The organism is Cupriavidus sp. 86D6, from assembly GCF_057815095.1.
Genome location: NZ_JBYPSB010000004.1, coordinates 152,206 through 167,893 on the forward strand (window position 1 = coordinate 152,206; position 15,688 = coordinate 167,893).

Annotated in this window: 11 protein-coding genes and 2 tRNA genes; 5 read left to right on the top strand and 8 right to left on the bottom strand. The window is 65.9% G+C overall.

From position 1 onward, the window contains the following. The first annotated feature begins 142 nt into the window (after positions 1 to 142). From lon to AC3G88_RS11840, 4 genes are all read left to right on the top strand, one after another. Complete coding sequence (gene lon, locus AC3G88_RS11825; RefSeq protein WP_488772912.1) at positions 143 to 2,554, top strand: endopeptidase La; 2,412 nt, start codon at positions 143 to 145, stop codon at positions 2,552 to 2,554. A 225-nt stretch (positions 2,555 to 2,779) separates the two neighbouring features. Then, positions 2,780 to 2,855, top strand: a tRNA-Val gene (locus AC3G88_RS11830). Between the two features lie 43 nt (positions 2,856 to 2,898). Continuing rightward, a tRNA-Asp gene (locus AC3G88_RS11835) sits at positions 2,899 to 2,975 on the top strand. A gap of 215 nt (positions 2,976 to 3,190) precedes the next feature. Further along, positions 3,191 to 5,137: a SurA N-terminal domain-containing protein gene (locus tag AC3G88_RS11840; RefSeq protein ID WP_488772913.1), complete on the top strand. Its 1,947-nt coding sequence runs from the start codon at positions 3,191 to 3,193 to the stop codon at positions 5,135 to 5,137. Between the two features lie 91 nt (positions 5,138 to 5,228). Here the strand turns inward: AC3G88_RS11840 and AC3G88_RS11845 are convergent, their stop codons facing one another. Beyond that, on the bottom strand, positions 5,229 to 5,912 hold the full coding sequence (locus tag AC3G88_RS11845; protein WP_488772914.1) for an arylesterase: 684 nt from the start codon (positions 5,910 to 5,912) through the stop codon (positions 5,229 to 5,231). A gap of 10 nt (positions 5,913 to 5,922) precedes the next feature. Between AC3G88_RS11845 and AC3G88_RS11850 the strand changes: the two genes are divergently transcribed. After that, complete coding sequence (locus tag AC3G88_RS11850; protein ID WP_153948159.1) at positions 5,923 to 6,621, top strand: ABC transporter ATP-binding protein; 699 nt, start codon at positions 5,923 to 5,925, stop codon at positions 6,619 to 6,621. 59 nt (positions 6,622 to 6,680) lie between these two features. On the opposite strand, the gene pgi is transcribed toward AC3G88_RS11850, so the two are convergent. The 7 genes from pgi to AC3G88_RS11885 form a co-directional block, all read right to left on the bottom strand. Beyond that, the gene (gene pgi / locus AC3G88_RS11855) at positions 6,681 to 8,309 is read right to left on the bottom strand and encodes a glucose-6-phosphate isomerase (protein WP_488772915.1); all 1,629 of its coding nucleotides are present in this window, start codon (positions 8,307 to 8,309) and stop codon (positions 6,681 to 6,683) included. A gap of 283 nt (positions 8,310 to 8,592) precedes the next feature. Then, on the bottom strand, positions 8,593 to 9,540 hold the full coding sequence (locus AC3G88_RS11860) for a DMT family transporter (protein WP_488772916.1): 948 nt from the start codon (positions 9,538 to 9,540) through the stop codon (positions 8,593 to 8,595). Continuing rightward, the gene (locus AC3G88_RS11865; RefSeq protein ID WP_488772917.1) at positions 9,537 to 11,168 is read right to left on the bottom strand and encodes an NAD(P)H-hydrate dehydratase; all 1,632 of its coding nucleotides are present in this window, start codon (positions 11,166 to 11,168) and stop codon (positions 9,537 to 9,539) included. The genes AC3G88_RS11860 and AC3G88_RS11865 overlap by 4 nt, the downstream gene beginning before the upstream one ends. A 55-nt stretch (positions 11,169 to 11,223) precedes the next feature. Continuing rightward, positions 11,224 to 12,534 carry a TRAP transporter large permease gene (locus AC3G88_RS11870; protein WP_153948163.1) on the bottom strand — a complete coding sequence of 437 codons (1,311 nt, stop codon included), beginning with the start codon at positions 12,532 to 12,534 and terminating at the stop codon, positions 11,224 to 11,226. Beyond that, positions 12,534 to 13,085, bottom strand: coding sequence for a TRAP transporter small permease subunit (locus tag AC3G88_RS11875; RefSeq protein ID WP_400393636.1), 552 nt, complete (start codon positions 13,083 to 13,085; stop codon positions 12,534 to 12,536). Before AC3G88_RS11875 ends, AC3G88_RS11870 begins: the two co-directional genes overlap by 1 nt. A 125-nt stretch (positions 13,086 to 13,210) precedes the next feature. Then, positions 13,211 to 14,182, bottom strand: a complete 972-nt coding sequence (locus AC3G88_RS11880; protein WP_488772918.1) for a TRAP transporter substrate-binding protein — start codon at positions 14,180 to 14,182, stop codon at positions 13,211 to 13,213. A 133-nt stretch (positions 14,183 to 14,315) separates the two neighbouring features. Then, positions 14,316 to 15,686 carry an amidase gene (locus tag AC3G88_RS11885; RefSeq protein WP_488772919.1) on the bottom strand — a complete coding sequence of 457 codons (1,371 nt, stop codon included), beginning with the start codon at positions 15,684 to 15,686 and terminating at the stop codon, positions 14,316 to 14,318. Positions 15,687 to 15,688: the final 2 nt, after the last annotated feature.

The following is a 15,688-nucleotide window of genomic DNA, read 5'->3' on the forward strand; positions in this document are numbered from 1 at the left end:
GCAAACGCGGGTATGCTGTTTCAGAGTGGGTCCCGGGTGCAGTTTGCGGCACGTTTTTTAAGTGCCGGGAATTGATGATGGGTATCTTGCAATCGAATCCCGAGACCCTATTTACGCCTTAAATGACTGACTGGGGAAAATGATGTCCGGAACACAACTCCTCCCGGCTGAGCCGATTCGCCTGCCACTGTTGCCGCTGCGCGACGTGGTGGTGTTTCCGCACATGGTGATCCCACTGTTCGTGGGACGCCCGAAGTCCATCAAGGCGCTCGAGACTGCGATGGAGTCGGGCAAGAGCATCATGCTCGTGGCACAGAAGACGGCCGCCAAAGACGAACCGACAGCCGAAGACCTCTACGAGGTTGGCTGCATCGCCAATATCCTGCAAATGCTGAAGCTGCCCGACGGTACCGTAAAGGTGCTGGTCGAGGGTACGCAACGTGCAAATATCACCGAGGTGAGCGAGGACGATTCGCACTTCATGTGCGAAGCGGTGCCTGTGCCGCCCGCACCGGCTGAATCGGCCGAGACCGAGGCCCTGCGCCGCGCGATCGTGTCGCAGTTCGACCAGTACGTAAAGCTCAACAAGAAGATCCCGCCGGAGATCCTGACGTCGCTGTCGGGCATCGACGAGGCCGGCCGCCTGGCCGACACCATTGCCGCGCATCTGCCGATCAAGCTCGAGCAGAAGCAGAAGATCCTGGAAATGGTGAAGGTGACGGAACGCCTGGAGAGCCTGCTGTCGCAGCTCGAGGGCGAGATCGACATCCTGCAGGTGGAAAAGCGCATCCGTGGCCGCGTCAAGCGCCAGATGGAAAAGTCTCAGCGCGAGTACTACCTGAACGAGCAGGTCAAGGCCATCCAGAAGGAACTGGGCGAGGGCGAGGAAGGTGCAGACCTTGAAGAGCTGGACAAGCGCATCAAGGCCGCACGCATGCCCAAGGAGGCCAAGAAGAAGGCCGACGCCGAGTTCAAGAAGCTCAAGCTGATGTCGCCGATGTCGGCCGAGGCGACCGTCGTGCGCAACTACATCGACACGCTGGTCAACCTGCCGTGGCGCAAGAAGAGCAAGGTCAATAACGACCTGGCCAACGCCGAGCGCGTGCTGGACGAAGACCACTACGGTCTCGAGAAGGTCAAGGAACGCATCCTTGAGTATCTTGCCGTGCAACAGCGTGTGGACAAGGTCAAGGCGCCGATCCTGTGCCTGGTCGGGCCTCCCGGCGTGGGCAAGACGTCGCTGGGCCAGTCGGTGGCGCGCGCCACGAACCGAAAGTTCGTGCGCATGGCGCTGGGTGGCGTGCGTGACGAGGCCGAGATTCGCGGTCACCGCCGTACCTACATCGGGTCGATGCCGGGCAAGATCCTGCAGAGCCTGTCGAAGGTTGGCGTGCGCAATCCGCTCTTCCTGCTCGACGAGATCGACAAGATGGGCATGGACTTCCGTGGCGACCCGTCGTCGGCCCTGCTGGAAGTGCTGGACCCGGAACAGAACCACACGTTCCAGGACCACTACATCGAAGTGGACTTCGACCTGTCGGACGTGATGTTTGTGGCGACGTCGAACTCGCTGAACATTCCGCCGCCGCTGCTGGACCGGATGGAAGTGATCCGTCTCTCGGGTTACACCGAGGACGAGAAGGTGAACATCGCCACGCGCTACCTGCTGCCGAAACAGATCCGCAACAACGGTCTGAAGCAGGGCGAGATCGACGTCACCGAAGCGGCCATCCGCGACATCATTCGCTACTACACGCGTGAAGCGGGCGTCCGTTCGCTCGAACGCGAGGTGTCGAAGATTGCCCGCAAGGTGGTCAAGCTGCTGCTGCTGAAGAAGGAGTCGAACGCGGTCAAGGTGGATTCCGAGAACCTCGACAAATTCCTCGGTGTGCGCAAGTACGACTTCGGCCTGGCCAACAAGGAAAACCAGGTAGGCCAGGTGACCGGTCTGGCGTGGACGGAAGTGGGCGGCGATCTGCTGACCATCGAAGCCGCGATCATGCCGGGCAAGGGCAACATCTCGCGTACCGGCTCGCTGGGCGACGTGATGAAGGAGTCGGTCGAGGCCGCGCGGTCGGTGGTGCGTTCGCGGGCACGTCGCCTGGGTATTGCCGATGAGATGTTCGAGAAGCGCGACATCCACATCCACGTGCCCGAAGGCGCCACGCCCAAGGATGGTCCATCGGCAGGTATCGCGATGACCACCGTGCTGGTGTCGGTGCTGACGGGGATTCCCGTGCGTGCCGATGTGGCGATGACCGGCGAGATCACGCTGCGCGGCGAAGTGCTGCCGATCGGTGGCCTCAAGGAAAAGCTGCTGGCTGCCCACCGTGGCGGTATCAAGCTGGCGCTGATCCCCGAGGAAAACGTGAAGGACCTGGCGGACATCCCCGACAACGTCAAGAACGCCATCGAGATCGTGCCCGTGCGCTGGATCGACAAGGTGCTGGAGCTGGCACTCGAGCGCAAGCCCGAGGCGCTGCCCGAGGAAGATGCCAAGCCTTCGGAAGTGGCGGACAAGGGCGAGGCCAAGGTCGAGCGCATTCATCACTGATCGACGGCATCGTTGAAACGCCAAAAGCCGCGGGTTTACGCCCGCGGCTTTTTGTTTGCGTGGCCGGCGTGATGCAAGAGAATCCTGCAATCAACGCTTGGCAAATTGAAAAGTCTCGTATTACAATCGCGGCCTCGCAACGCAAACAGCGGCAACGAAGCAGCAACCGCCGAATCGTGCGTAGCGAGAATTACCTTGCAGGCAACTGGCTTGCGTGGTCCATGTGGGTGCTTAGCTCAGCTGGTAGAGCGGCGCCCTTACAAGGCGTAGGTCGGGGGTTCGAACCCCTCAGCACCCACCACACTGGATCGCAGCGCACAGGTCTTGCAGGAGCACCGACGCAAGGAGTGGTAGTTCAGTCGGTTAGAATACCGGCCTGTCACGCCGGGGGTCGCGGGTTCGAGTCCCGTCCACTCCGCCAACATAAAAGCCCGCATCTGCGGGCTTTTTGTTTTTGCATATTCTGATTCGCGTGATCCGCGCAGCGGGCGTTCCAGTTCGTTGGCGCGAACGTGCAGACATCCTGACCCAAACGCACTCCGCGCCACATATTCCGCAGGTCTGGCGTCCCGCTCCTGATAGAATCGCGAAGTTTGACTGTCGGCCCAAAGGCCCCAACCCTTTCACCCGAAAAGCATGCTTGATTTCGTACGCAACAACCGGCGCCTGATGCTTTTGCTGCTGCTGGTGCTTGTCTTCCCGTCGTTCGTGTTCTTCGGTGTCGAGAGCTACTCGCGCTTCATGGACAGCTCGCATGACGCCGCCAAGGTCGATGGCCGTACCATCACCGTGCAGGAAGTCGACAACGTGGTGCGTGACCAGACCGAGCGCATGCGCCAGATGCTTGGCAGCAACTACGACCCGCGCATGTTCGAAAGCGCCGCGGCACGCCAGTCGGTGCTGGACCAATTGATTTTGCAGCGCGTGGTGGCCGACGCCACGGCCAAGAAGAATCTGACGGTGTCGAACGAGCAACTGCGCCAGGCCATCGAATCCATTCCCGCGATCGCGCAGCTGCGCAGTCCGGACGGCAAGCTCGACGAGAAAGCCTATATCCAGCTGCTGGCCCAGCAGGGCATGACGCCCGAACAGCTCGACGCCCGCATGCGCTTCGAAATGGCGACGCAGCAACTGGGCGGCGCGGTGGGCACCACCGCTTTCGTGCCGAAGTCGCTGCTCGATCGACTGATCGCCATCCGCGACCAGCAGCGCGACGTGCAGGCCCTGCTGATCAAGCCCGCTGATTTCACTTCGAAAGTCACGCCCGATGCTGCCGCGCTGAAGGCCTATTACGAGTCGCATCTGTCGGCCTACACCACGCCCGAGCAGGCCAAGGTGGAGTACGTGGTGCTGTCCGGCGACGCCATGGCAGCCAGCCAGGCCGTCACGCCGGAAGAGCTGAAGTCCTACTACGACAGCAATGCCCAGCGTTTCCGCACGGAAGAGCAGCGTCGCGCCAGCCATATCCTGATCACGGTTCCGAAAGACGCCAAGGACGCCGATCGCAAGGCTGCCAAGGACAAGGCCCAGAAGCTGCTGGATGACGTGCGCAAGCACCCGGAAACGTTCGCGGACGTGGCGAAGAAGAACTCGCAGGACCCGGGCTCGGCAGAGAAGGGTGGCGACCTCGGGTTCATGGGGCGCGGCGCACTGGTCAAGCCGTTCGAGGACGCCATGTACGCGCTCAAGGACGGGCAGATCAGCGATCTCGTGGAGACCGACTACGGCTACCACATCATCAAGCTGACCGGCATCAAGCCTGCTGCCACCCAGCCGCTGGACGAAGTGCGTCCGGAGCTCGAGGCCGAGCTGAAGAAGCAGCTGGCCAGCAAGAAGTACACCGAGCAGGCGGACGCCTTCGGCAACACGGTCTATGAGCAGTCCGACAGCCTGAAGCCGGCTGCCGACAAGTTCAAGCTGACGATCCAGACCGCCGACAATGTCACGCGTCAGCCGAATCCGGCCCTGGGCAAGGACAATCCGCTCAACAACGACAAGGTTCTGAAGGCCCTGTTCAGCGACGACACGATCAAGAACAAGCGCAATACCGAGGCCATCCAGGTGGGCCCGACGACGCTGGTGGCGGCGCGTATCGTCGACTACCGCCCGGCGACCGCGCGCAAGTTCGAGGAAGTGGAAGCCCAGGTGCGCCAGGCATATGTTGCGCAGCAGGCCGCCGAACTGGCCCGCAAGGACGGCGAGGCCAAGCTCGAGGCGCTGAAGAAAGCCGACAGCGCCAGCGGGTTCGGCCCGACGGTTACGGTGTCGCGCGCCAAGGCCGACAACCTGTCGCCGAAGGCCGTCGATGCCATCATGCGTGCCGACGCCACCAAGCTGCCGTCGGTGGTCGGTGTGGATCTGGGTGCGGACGGCTATGCGATCTATCGCATCAGCAAGGTCAGCACGCCGACCGAAGCCAATGCTGCGCAGCGCCAGGCCGATGCGCAGCAGCTGAGCCAGCTCGCTGGCCAGACCGAACTGGCCGCCTACTATGACGCCCTGAAGGCCAAGGCGAAGGTCAAGATCCTGCATCCGGTGAAGTCGGAGGACCTGACCCCGGCCAGCGAAGCCGCCGCGCACTGATACGGCGTCGCGACGCCGGATGGCAAAAAGCCCCTGCAGGTCACACACCGCAGGGGCTTTTTCTTTTCTGCCGGGGACGCCCGGCGCAGGATCAGCGGCGTTTGGCAGGCGCCTTCAGCAGCGGCTTCAGCGCTGGCCAGACCATGTCCAGCAACGCGGGCTGGGCGGCCGATGTCGGATGAATCCGGTCCTCCTGAAACCACTCCGGGCGTGTCACCACCTTTTCGAGCAGGAACGGTACCAGCTGGGTCCGGTACTCCCCGGCGAGCTTCGGGAAAAGTCCGAAGAACCGTTCGGTGTAGTCGGCCCCGTAGTTCGGCGGGATACGCATGCCCACCAGCACCACCTGTGCGCCGGCCTTCTGTGCATCGCCGATGATGCTGCGCAGGTTGGCTTCGGTCGATGACAGCGACAGGCCGCGCAGCGCGTCGTTGGCACCCAGTTCCACGATCACGATGGCGGGCTTGTGCCGCTTGAGCAGGTCCGGAAGCCGGGTCTTGCCGCCGACCGTGGTCTCGCCGCTGATGCTGGCATTCACGACGCTATAATCGAACCGCTCGCGGCGCAGGCGTTCCTGCAGCAGGCTTGCCCAGCCCGTGCCGCGTGCAATGCCATATTCGGCCGACAGGCTGTCTCCCAGCACCAGCAGCGCGGGCCCGGCCGATGCAGTGGCCGCGCCCTGCGCCATGGCGGGTGGCGTCAGCAGTGAACCGAACAGGGCGACCGCTGTCGCACTACAAGCTGCCAGCATCCGCCGGCGACCAACGTTTGCCATCCTCTCGCGCATGTCCTCTTCCATTCTTGCTGTCGAGTCACTCGGAAAGACCGTAGCCGACACGACGGGTTCGCTGACGATTCTGCACGACGTCTCGTTTTCCGTCACGGCCGGCGAAACGCTGGCCATCGTCGGCGCTTCGGGGTCGGGCAAATCCACGCTGCTCGGCCTGCTGGCCGGGCTTGACCTGCCCAGCAACGGATCGGTTCGCCTGCACGGGCAGGATATCTTCCAGCTCGACGAAGACCAGCGCGCCGCGCTGCGCGGGCGCCATGTCGGCTTTGTGTTCCAGTCGTTCCAGCTTGTCGGGCACCTTACGGCGCTGGAAAACGTGATGCTGCCGCTGGAGCTGCGCGGAGAAACCGCGCGCGTACGCGAGCGTGCCACGGAAATGCTCGAGCGTGTGGGACTGGGCAAGCGCCTGACGCACTATCCGCGCACGCTGTCGGGTGGCGAGCAGCAGCGCGTGGCGCTGGCCCGGGCCTTCGTGGCACGGCCGGACATCCTGTTTGCCGACGAGCCCACCGGCAGCCTGGACACCGCCACCGGCGAAGCCGTGATCGCGCTGATGTTCGAACTCAACCGCGATGCCGGATCCACGCTGGTACTGGTGACGCACGACCGCTCGGTGGCCGCGCGTTGTGGCCGCGTCCTGACGATCGATGCCGGCCGGGTGGCCAGCGACGAGCTGATGGGTACGGAAATCTAGGCGGCTACCGGCCAGGCTGGGAAGAAAGGGCTGCGAAGGCAGCGATCCCGCCGCCCGCCTCAGCCGCGCCCGAGCACGGCACGTGCGCGGGCGATAAGCGCGGCGGTCGACGCATCATGCGTGGCCGTGCCTTGCCCCGTCAGCTCCTGTTCAATGGGCCGCGCCAGGATCTTGCCCAGTTCCACGCCCCACTGGTCGAACGAATTGATGTTCCACACCACGCCTTGCACGAAGGTGCGGTGCTCGTAGAGGGCGATCAGTGCGCCCAGCACGTGGGGCGTCAGGTCTTCCATCAGCAGCGTATTGCTGGGGCGGTTGCCCTCGAAGACCATATGCGGGATGCGCGCCTCGTCGGTGACACCGGCGGCGCGCAGTTCATCGGCGCCACGGCCGCGCATCAGCGCCTCGGCCTGGGCAAAGCAGTTGGCCAGCAGCTTGGCGTGATGGCCGGGCAAGTCGCGCGGCGGCACCAGCGGCGCCACAAAGTCCACGGGCACGATCTGCGAGCCCTGGTGGATCATCTGAAAGTAGGCATGCTGGCCGTTGGTACCCGCCGTACCCCAGACGACCGGCGATGTTTCCGCGTGGACCGGGTCGCCGTTCAGTTGCACGGACTTGCCGTTGCTTTCCATCTCCAGTTGCTGCAGGAAGGCAGGAAACAGCTCGAGCGAGGTCGAATACGGCGCCATGCAGCTGGTCGGCATTCCAAAGAAATTGCGATACCAGATGCCCAGCATGCCCATGACCACGGGCATGTTGCGGGCCAGCGGCGCCGTGCGGAAATGATCGTCCATGGCCCGGCCACCGAGCAGCAGGTCTTCGAACGCGTCGAAGCCCACGGCCAGCGCAATCGACAGGCCAACCGACGACCAGAGCGAGAAACGGCCGCCGATCCAGTCCCAGAATTCGAACATGTTGGCCGGGTCGATGCCAAACTTGACCACGGCTTCGCGGTTGGTGGACACGGCAACGAAATGGCGTGCCAACTGGTTCTCCGCCACGCCGTGGCGCAGGAACCAGTCGCGCATGCTGCACGCGTTGGCCATGGTTTCCAGCGTCGTGAACGTCTTCGAGCACACGATGACGAGTGTGCGTGCGGGGTCCAGCCGTACCAGCGTCTCGGCCAGTTCGGTCCCGTCGACATTGGACACGAAATGCATGCGGGGCCCTTGCGGGTCCGCCAGGTGGGCCAGGGCGCGGCACACCATGCGCGGGCCGAGGTCCGAACCGCCGATGCCGATGTTGACGATGTCGGTGATGGTCTGGCCGTTGAACCCGGTCCAGCCGCCGGTGCGCACGCGGGCGGCGAAATCGCGCATGCGGCCCAGCACGTCGTTGATGCCCGGCATGACGGATGACCCGTCCACCTTGAACGGTGCGTCGGGCAAGGCGCGCAATGCCACGTGCAGCGCGGCGCGGTCTTCCGTCGTATTGATATGCTCGCCGGCGAACATGGCGTCGCGGCGCTGGGCCACGCCCGCTTCCTCGGCCAGCTTCATGAGCAGGGCGAAGGTCTCGAACGTGATGCGGTTCTTCGAGAAGTCGAGGTACAGGCCGGCGGCTTCCAGCGAGAAGTCCTCGACGCGGCGGGCGGCTTCGGCCTCGGCGAACCACTGCTGCATCGGCGTGTGGCGGATGGCATCGTAGTGGTGGCGCAGGGCAGTCCAGGCGTGGAGTTCAGTCGGCATGGGGTGTTCTGGAATTCTCGGGCATTGGCCCGGTGTAACGGGCCTGAGCGCAAGTATATCGCTCCGATGTGATGTCAAAAGCCGAAAGTAGCAGCAAAACGTAACGCCACTTGCGGCATCTGCAAAACCTTAACAGTCGAGTCGCTCCCGCCGTATCGGGCGTTGTCCGACGTGGGGCCGGCTTTGTGCGCGGGGCTGCGCAGTGGTGGTGGGCCGTAACGGGGGGTATGTGCGCCAGCGCGCGTTCGCCGCCGTCGGCGGGGGCGACGGGGCGCGGTGGCGACTAGCGGCGCAGCCGCGTGGCCACCCGGCGCAGCACGGGTTCGCCGCCTGCCACGCACAGGCCCCCGGCGCAGATCACGGCGATGCCCAGGGCGGTGGTCCAGTCCGGCAGGTGGCCGAATGCGAAGTATCCGACCACGGTGGCGGAAAAGATCTGCAAATACAGGAACGGGCTCAGGAACGAGGCGTCGGCATACTGGAATGCGCGGATCACAAAGTAGTGTCCAAGCGACCCGGTGAGGCCAGCCGACAGCAGGAGCGCCGCTTGCGTCAGCGTCGGCACGGACGCGAACCAGAAGAACGGCACCAGCAGCGTGGTCAGAGCGGCACCCGTCACGCCGCTCTGGATCAGCGTTGTCATGGGCGCGTCATGCGCGGCGATGCGGCGCGTCAGCATTTGCAGCAGCGCAAACAGCAGCGCCGACAGCAGGCCCAGCCCCACGCCCACGGCGTCGAGTTCGCCGCCGGGGCGGACCACCACCAGCATGCCGGCGAAGCCGATGCCGACGCCGATCCAGCGCGTCCATCGCGCATGCACGCCGGGGCGCTCGCCCAGCAACCACGGCGACAGCGCCACGACGATCAGCGGCGCACAGAAGTTCAGCGCGGTGGCGGTGGCCAGCGGCATCAGCTTCAGCACGCTGAAGAACACCAGCGTCGAGGCCAGCATCAGCGCGCCGCGCAGCCACTGCAGACGCGGCGCGGCAGGACGCGACTGCCGTTGCCAGCGCGCCGGCCCGATCAGCAGGAAGATCGCCACGACGTGGCCCAGATACCGGACCCACGCCACGGCCACCACAGGCAGGCCCTGCTGGGTCAGCGTCTTGCCCGTGGCGTCGAGCAGGCTCAGTATCCATTGCCCGATAACAAGGAGGGCGATGCCGGTCAGCAGGCGCCGCCGCGCGCCATCGCCATTTTCGCCGCCGGCCAGTGTGCCAACCTGGGTCATGCCGCGCCGCCTTGCAGCAACGCGTTGAAGATGGCCCGTGCGGGCAGGTAGAGCTCGCTCGCGGTCAGACCGGCGGGACCCGTGCCGGCGTTCACCAGCCGATCGGCGGCGCGTCCGTGAATCCATACCCCGGCACGCGCGGCCGCCAGCATCGGCACGCCTTGCGCCAGCAACGCGCCGATCATGCCGGCCAGCACATCGCCAGTGCCGGCCGTGGACAACCCGGCATTGCCGGTGGGATTGATGGTGGCGGGCGCGCTCTCGGCCGTCGCGATGACCGTGCCAGACCCCTTTAGTACGACCGTGGCTTGCCAGCGGGTGGCCAGTGCGTGCGCCGCAGCCAGGCGGTCGCGCTGCACGTCGGCCACATGGCTGCCCAGCAGGCGCGCGGCTTCGAGCGGGTGGGGCGTCATCACGTAGTCCAGCCCGCTGTCGATCAGCGACTGGTTCAGGGCTTCGTCAGCCGCCAGCAGGTTCAGGGCATCGGCGTCGAGCACCAGCGGCAGCGGCGGCTCCGCATTGGCACAGAAGTCGATCAGCTTGACCAGTTGCTTGCGCGCTGCCGTGCCACTGCCCATGCCGGGCCCGACCACGAAAGCCGACATCGCATCGAGCGACAGTTCGGTCACCTGATGCAGCATCAGTTCCGGGTGAACCGGATCGATGGCGGGTGCTGGCTGGGCCAGGAAGCCCACGTGCACGCGGCCCGCGCCGAGATGCAGCGCGGCGCGCGCGCCCAGCAGCGGTGCGCCGGTCATGCCATGGTTGCCGCCGATCACGGCCAGGCTGCCGAAGCGGCCCTTGTTCGCGGCGTGGTCGCGGCGCGGCAGCGCATGCAGGAACGCGCCGGGCTGGTTGACGATGGCCACCGGCCGTTCGGCCGGCGGATAGTCCAGGCCCAGCGGGGCGATGTCGATGGCGCCTGCGCAGTCGCGGCCATCCAGTGTCAGCAGGCCCGGCTTGGCGGCCAGGAACGTCAGCGTGCGGCGCGCCCGGACGGCCGGCTGCCCTGCGCCCGTATCGGCAAAGAGCCCGCTCGGGATATCGAGCGCATACACCGGCAGGTGCGACGCATTCAGATGCGCAATCCAGCGTGCCATCTCGCCATCGGCGGCGCGGTTCAGACCGATGCCAAGCAAGCCGTCGACGACCGCGACGCAGCCCGTCGGCCAGGGCGGCAAGGCCGCATCGGGGTCCGGATGCGTGGCCAGCAGCGGCACGCCGGTGGCGCGGGCGTCGAACCAGGCACGCGCGGCATCGGCCGGCAACTGGTCTGCTTCGGCGATCAACCACGCTTCGACCAGGCGCCCGGCCTGATGCAGGCGCGTGGCGGCCGCCAGCGCATCGCCGCCGTTATTGCCACGGCCGGCCAGGAACAGGATGCGGCCACTGGGCACATGGTGGTGGATCCAGTCTGCCGCGGCGGCGCCGGCGCGCGACATCAGCGTGAAGGGCGCCGTGGCGTCCAGCCCTGCCTGTTCGACCCGGCGGATCGCCGCCACGTCGTAGAGCGGGGTCGGATCGTCCCCGGCCGCGTCGAGCGGAATCCAGGTGGGCGCGGCTGCGGTCTCGGCCGGCGTGCCCGGCTGGGTGGCGGACAGGGAGGAAGCGGTGACGTCGGTATTCATCTCAGGCTCACGCATCCGGGTGGGTTTCCTGTGGATGGCTGCGGGTTTCCGGAGCTTACTTGAGCTCCTTCGCCATCACCACGTCGGGCAGCCAGGTGACCACGGTCGGCCACACCGTGATGATGCCGATGGCAACGACCATCATCATGAAGAACGGCAGCGACACGCGCGCTATATAGTTGCTGTCCTTGCCGGTCATGCTCTGGAGCACGAAGAGGTTGAAGCCCACGGGCGGCGTCACCTCGGCGATTTCCACCAGCAGCACGATGAAGATGCCAAACCATACCAGATCGAACCCGGCCGCCTGCACCATGGGCAGCACCGTGGCCGTGGTCAGCGCGATCATCGAGATGCCGTCCAGCGCCGTGCCCAGCAGAATGTAGATCACGGTCAGCACCGCGATCAGCGCCCACGGCGACAGGTGCAGCGCGGCCACCCATTCGGCCAGTGCCCGCGGAATGCCCGTGAAGCTCATGGTGACCGACAGGAACGACGTGGCGCCCAGTACGAACATGATCATCGCGGTCAGGCGGGTGGCCGACATCAGGCTTTCCCAGAACGCCTTGCGCGTCAGCGATCCGCCCGCCCAGGCCAGGCCCAGCGATGCCACCACGCCGTACGCGGCCGCCTCGGTGGCGGTGGAGTAGCCGGCCATCATGATCCAGGTGATGAAGGCGATCAGAATGATGCAGGGCATCAGCTGCCGGATGGAGGCCAGGCGCGCGCCCCAGCCGAAGGTCTCGGCCGGCGGGGTCCGGTTCGGATTCATCAGCGCCCAGACCACGATATAGCCCGAGAACAGCAGCATCAGCAGCAGCCCGGGCAGGAAGCCGGCCAGGAACACGCGGATGATCGACACATCGGCCGATACCGCATACACGACCATCGTGATCGACGGGGGTATCAGGATGCCCAGCGTGCCCGCGCACGACAGCGACCCCAGCGTGACGCGTTCGTCGTAGCCGCGCCGGGTCAGTTCGGGCAGGGCGGACTTGGCGATCGTGGCGCAGGTGGCGGCCGACGAGCCCGAGACCGAGCCGAAGATGCCGCAACCCAGGATGTTGACGTGCATGAGACGCCCGGGCAGCCAGTTCAGCCACGGCGACAGGCCGTTGAACATCTGCTCGGACAGCTTGGTGCGGAACAGGATTTCGCCCATCCACACGAACAGTGGCAGCGACGCCAGCGTATACGAGGCGCTGGACGACCACCACGCGTTGGCCAGGTTCACCAGCGCGTCGTGGTCGGAGAAGATCACCAGACCCACCCATGACGTGACGGCGATGGCGACGGGGATCCAGGCGCCGATGGCCAGGAAGACGATCATGACCAGCAACAGGACCAGTGCAACGAGTACGGTGCTCATCAGACGGTCTCCCCGAAATCGCCGGCGGCCAGCTTGGCTTCCTGGGCCAGCTGGTAGCGCGGCTTCTGCCGGCGCACCACGCGCTGCCATTCGTCGGCCACGGCCAGCAGGAAGCCGATGGCGCCGAGCACGGCAAAGCTCTGCGGAATCCAGAGCGGGATCACGATCTGGCCTTGCGAGACATCGTTGATGTCCCAGCTTTGCCAGGCGAACGTGCCAAGCGCCCAGGCGGCATAGCCGGCAAACACCAGGCAGATCGTGAGCGATACCACCTCCAGCGGCCAGCGGCGGCGGGGGCCGACCGCATCGAGCAGCATCTCCACGCGCACGATGCCGCCGTGCTGGAAGGTCTGGCCAAGGATCAGAAAGGCGGAGGCCGCGCACAGCCAGGCGACGATGTCGTCGCCGCCCTTGAGCACGAACAGGGTCTCGCGTGAGATCGACATCGCGATCATCATGATGCAGACCGCCAGGATGCAGAGCGCGCCGAGGACGGCAAACGCGTCAAGCAGATGGTCGAGCCATCGCTTCTTGATGTGGGGGGCTTCCATGAGATAACAGGCTACCGGTAATACTGCGGACAGCATGGAACAAGCCCGGCGCGATGCCCTGGGGCATGCGCGCCGTGCCGGTGGAACAAAACGCGTGGCGGGCGTTCAAGCCGGGGCCGGCTGCCTTATTTGCGATAGGCGTCGAGGATGGCCTTGCCGTCGTCGCCGGCGCTTTTGGCCCATTCGCCCACCATGACTTCGCCAACCTTCTGCATGTCGGTCTTGAGCTGGGGCGACGGCGGGGCCACGGTCATGCCGTTCTTCGACAGCGTGCCCAGGTATTCCTTGGTCTTCTGTTCCGAGACCTGCCAGCCGCGCTTCTCGGCGTCGGCCACGGCCTTGAGCAGGGCGTCCTGGGTGGGCTTGTCCAGCGCGTTGAACGCTTTCTTGCTGACCACCAGCATGTTCTTGGGGAGCCAGGCATCGACGGTGTAGAAGTACTTGACCGATTCCCAGACCTTGGTGTCCACGCCGGTGGCGCCCGACGACATGAACGAGTTGACCGTGCCCGTGGCCAGCGCCTGGGCCAGGTCGGCCGCCTGGATCGTCACCGGCTGGGCGCTGACGAGTTCGGCGATCTTGGACGTGGCCGGGTTGTAGGCGCGCCATTTCAGGCCCTTCATGTCGGCGACGCTGTTGATCGGCTTGTTCGCGTAGATGCCCTGCGGCGGCCAGGCCACCGCGTAGAGCAGCTTCATGCCCTGGCGGTCGAGCACCTTGTCGGTGACCGGCTTCGAGGCTTGCCAGAGCCGGTACGAATCGGCGTAGCTGGTGGCCAGGAATGGCACCGCATCGACGCCGAACACGGGATTTTCGTTGGCCAGCAGCGACATCAGGATCTCGCCCATCTGCACCTGGCCAGTCTGCACCCCGCGCTTGATCTCGTTGGCCTTGAGCAGCGAGCCGTTCGGATGGATGACGATCTTGAGCTTGCCGCCCGTGGCCTTTTCCACGTCGTTGGCCATCTGCTGCAGGTTTTCGGTGTGCAGGTTGGTGGCCGGGTATCCGGTTGGCAGGTCCCACTTGGTATCCGCCCGTGCCGCCGTGGCGGCCAGCAGCAGTGCCGCCGCCGCGACTGCCATTGCCTTGACTCGCATCTCGATCTCTCCTGGTGTTGCGCTCGGGCGCCTGCCCGGCCGCGCGGGTTTGGAACTACCTGGAACTGCCGCCGCGCTGGGTCTCAATGTCTGAGACATAAGCGCGGTACTGCGGTCACGGCGCGGGCCTGGCTCAGCCTGCGTGCTGTGACGGTCGAACGATCGATTCCAATGCAAGGGCCGTGCCTAGCAGGTGGGCGTCGCGCATCGGGCCGTGCGACAGCATCAGGCCCACGGGCAGTTCGTCCGGCGCCTGGCACGGCAGCGACACCGAGCAGCCGTCCAGGAAATTGAAAGCCGACGTATTGCGCAGAAGCAGGGCGTTGGTGCGGAAGAACAGGGCATCGTCGGCCACCAGCGGGGCAATCTGCGGGGCCACCATCGGCACGGTCGGGCAGACCACGGCATCGAACGGAGCCAGGCGCGCTTCCATGCGGGCAATCCAGTCCAGCCGGGCGCGGTGCAGCGCGATGTAGTCGGCCGCGCTCATCGCGGCGCCGCGCTCGATACGGCTCAGCACGCGCGGGTCGTAGCGGTCGCGATGGGTGGCCAGCAGGGCGCGGTGATAGGAAAAGGCCTCGGGCGCCGAGAAACCCCCGGCCGCGTTGAGGCCGGCCAGTTCGGCCAGCTCGGGCATGTCCACGTGTTCCACGTGTACCCCCGCCGCCGACAGCCGGCCCATGGCGCGGTCGAAGGCACGCGCCACGGCGTCGTCCATGTCGTCGAGCACCAGCTGGCGCGGAATGGCCAGCCGCAAGGCCGTGGGCGCGTTGACGACCGGAATGACCGGGGCGTCGGCGATGACGCTGTCCACTGCAATGCAGTCGGACAGCGTGCGCGCCATGGCGCAGGCCGTGTCGAGCGTGGAGGAGAGCGGAAACGCGCCGGTCAGTGGCACACGGCGCGCGGTGGGCTTGTAGCCGGTGATGCCGCACAGGGCTGCCGGAATCCGGATCGATCCGCCTGTGTCGCTGCCCAGTGCCGCCACGGCCGTGCCCAGCGCGACGGAAACCGCTGCGCCCGACGAAGAACCGCCCGGAATGCGTGCGGTCGTGTCGTCGCACGGATTGACCGGCGTGCCGAAATGGGGATTGATGCCGACGCCCGAGAACGCGAATTCGGTCATGTTGGTGCGGCCAACCAGGGCCGCCCCAACCCCGCGCAGGCGGGCTACCACGGCGGCATCGGCCGTGGCGGGTGCCGCATCCTCACGGGCGGCCGACGCGGCGCGCGTGACCTCGCCGGCCACGTCGTACAGATCCTTGACCGATACCGGCAGGCCGGCCAGCGGATGCAGCGGCTTGCCGGCGCGCGCGGCCGCGTCGGCGGCGTGCGCCACCTGGCGGGCGGCATCGAAGGTGGTGTGAAGGTAGACGGCCTTGCCGGCGGGGCTCGCGGCCCGGGCGGCCGCGTCGGCGATCAGGTCCGCGCGGGACGTCTGGCCGGCGCGCAGGCTGGTGTGGATCGATTCAAGCGATTCGAGCGGAACAGGATGAGGCAGCATGC

What these genes read in the sequence shown, in the direction of transcription:
- AC3G88_RS11860 (WP_488772916.1), bottom strand. Translation starts at nt 9,540, where the DNA reads ATGACCCAGGTTGGCACACTGGCCGGCGGCGAAAATGGCGATGGCGCG.
- AC3G88_RS11850 (WP_153948159.1), top strand. Translation starts at nt 5,923, where the DNA reads ATGTCCTCTTCCATTCTTGCTGTCGAGTCACTCGGAAAGACCGTAGCC.
- AC3G88_RS11865 (WP_488772917.1), bottom strand. Translation starts at nt 11,168, where the DNA reads ATGAATACCGACGTCACCGCTTCCTCCCTGTCCGCCACCCAGCCGGGC.
- AC3G88_RS11845 (WP_488772914.1), bottom strand. Translation starts at nt 5,912, where the DNA reads ATGGCAAACGTTGGTCGCCGGCGGATGCTGGCAGCTTGTAGTGCGACA.
- lon (WP_488772912.1), top strand. Translation starts at nt 143, where the DNA reads ATGTCCGGAACACAACTCCTCCCGGCTGAGCCGATTCGCCTGCCACTG.
- AC3G88_RS11880 (WP_488772918.1), bottom strand. Translation starts at nt 14,182, where the DNA reads ATGCGAGTCAAGGCAATGGCAGTCGCGGCGGCGGCACTGCTGCTGGCC.
- pgi (WP_488772915.1), bottom strand. Translation starts at nt 8,309, where the DNA reads ATGCCGACTGAACTCCACGCCTGGACTGCCCTGCGCCACCACTACGAT.
- AC3G88_RS11840 (WP_488772913.1), top strand. Translation starts at nt 3,191, where the DNA reads ATGCTTGATTTCGTACGCAACAACCGGCGCCTGATGCTTTTGCTGCTG.
- AC3G88_RS11870 (WP_153948163.1), bottom strand. Translation starts at nt 12,534, where the DNA reads ATGAGCACCGTACTCGTTGCACTGGTCCTGTTGCTGGTCATGATCGTC.
- AC3G88_RS11885 (WP_488772919.1), bottom strand. Translation starts at nt 15,686, where the DNA reads ATGCTGCCTCATCCTGTTCCGCTCGAATCGCTTGAATCGATCCACACC.
- AC3G88_RS11875 (WP_400393636.1), bottom strand. Translation starts at nt 13,085, where the DNA reads ATGGAAGCCCCCCACATCAAGAAGCGATGGCTCGACCATCTGCTTGAC.